At 69.4% G+C, this 1286-nt stretch carries 1 pseudogene; it reads right to left on the reverse strand.

Annotation, left to right across the window (positions count from 1 at the left end):
* Nucleotides 1-294: 294 nt before the first annotated feature.
* Nucleotides 295-1173, reverse strand: a pseudogene (locus tag AC07BF_RS37465) (IS701 family transposase); the annotation flags it as partial.
* Nucleotides 1174-1286 lie beyond the last annotated feature (113 nt).

Consider the following 1286-nt stretch of genomic DNA (forward strand, 5'->3'; position numbering starts at 1 on the left):
GGTCCGATATCCGCTCACTCGCAGGCGCCTTGACCTGCCCCACCCTCGCCACACCACAACCAACGAGACACCGACCACAAAGTCACCAGCATTGGGCCTAGTACTGCAACGGTGCTTACCATGTCGAGGCTTCAGCTCTTGGGCTGTGGCCTCGTCTTTTGTAGTGGCTGGTCCGGGCCTGTTGTTGGCGTCTGCGGCGCCATCGGGACCAGTGCAGGACGTGGTCGATGCTGCGGCGGACAGGCCGGGTGAGCTTCGTGATCAGTCGGCGGATCTCGGGGACTGTGAGAGGTATCAGGTCTGACGTTCGAGCGGGTCCAGCCCCTTTTCGAGCTGCTGGGCCCGCATGACGGTGAGGTAGGCATGGGCGGCCATGGCCAGGGTGATGTGCCGGTACCACCCCGGGTGCCGTCGGACCTGATAGTCGTCCAGGCCACACTGGCCCTTGGCGCTCTGGAAACACTCCTCGATCGCCCAGCGGGCACCCGCGACGGCGATCAGCTCGTTGAGTGTGGCATCGGCGGGCGCGTAGGCGATGTAGTAGGCGAGCTTTGTGGGATCGGTGATGCTGCGGCGTGCCAGGACCCAGTGCTTGCGGTCGGGGCGGTGCCACGGCCGGACCTCGACGCGGGCCCAGTCGTAGACCCGCAGGCCGTGGGCGCCCTCGCCGCAGGAACGACGCTTCCACTTCTGACGGGGCAGGTCGGCGACCAGGTCGTGCAGTCGATGGTCCAAGGCACGCCGGGTGACGACGGTGTCTTGGCTGGTGGTGGCCACGACGTGGAAGACGTCGGCCTGCTCCAACTCGTAGCGCCAGCCCTTGCTGTAGCCGTAGCCGGCATCCGCGGTCACCCACCGGAACGGGATCTGGTCGTCGATCGCGCGGCGGACCATCGCCCTGGCGAGCTGGACCTTGGTGGCGAACTCGACCTCATCGCCGATCCCCGCCGCCCGGCAGCGTGCGCGGTCGTCGGTCCAGGACTTCGGAAGGTAGAGCGCCCGGTCGATCAGGGTGCGGCCCGGCTTGCCGGAGTAGGCGAGGAAGACCCCGACCTGGCAATTCTCGGTGCGGCCGGCGGTGCCGGAGTACTGCCGCTGGACACCGGCCGAACGCACACCCTTCTTCAGGAATCCGGTGTCGTCCACGATCAGCACACCGGCCGGATCCGCCAGGTGGGGGGGGGGGGGGGGGGGGGGGGGGGGGGGGGGGAGGGGGGGTGGCGGGGGGGGGGGGGGGGGTCCCGCGGGTGGTCGGCTGCCACCACCCAGTCGGGCCGCGCGCCGGG

Source organism: Kitasatospora sp. NPDC043950 (assembly GCF_056435345.1).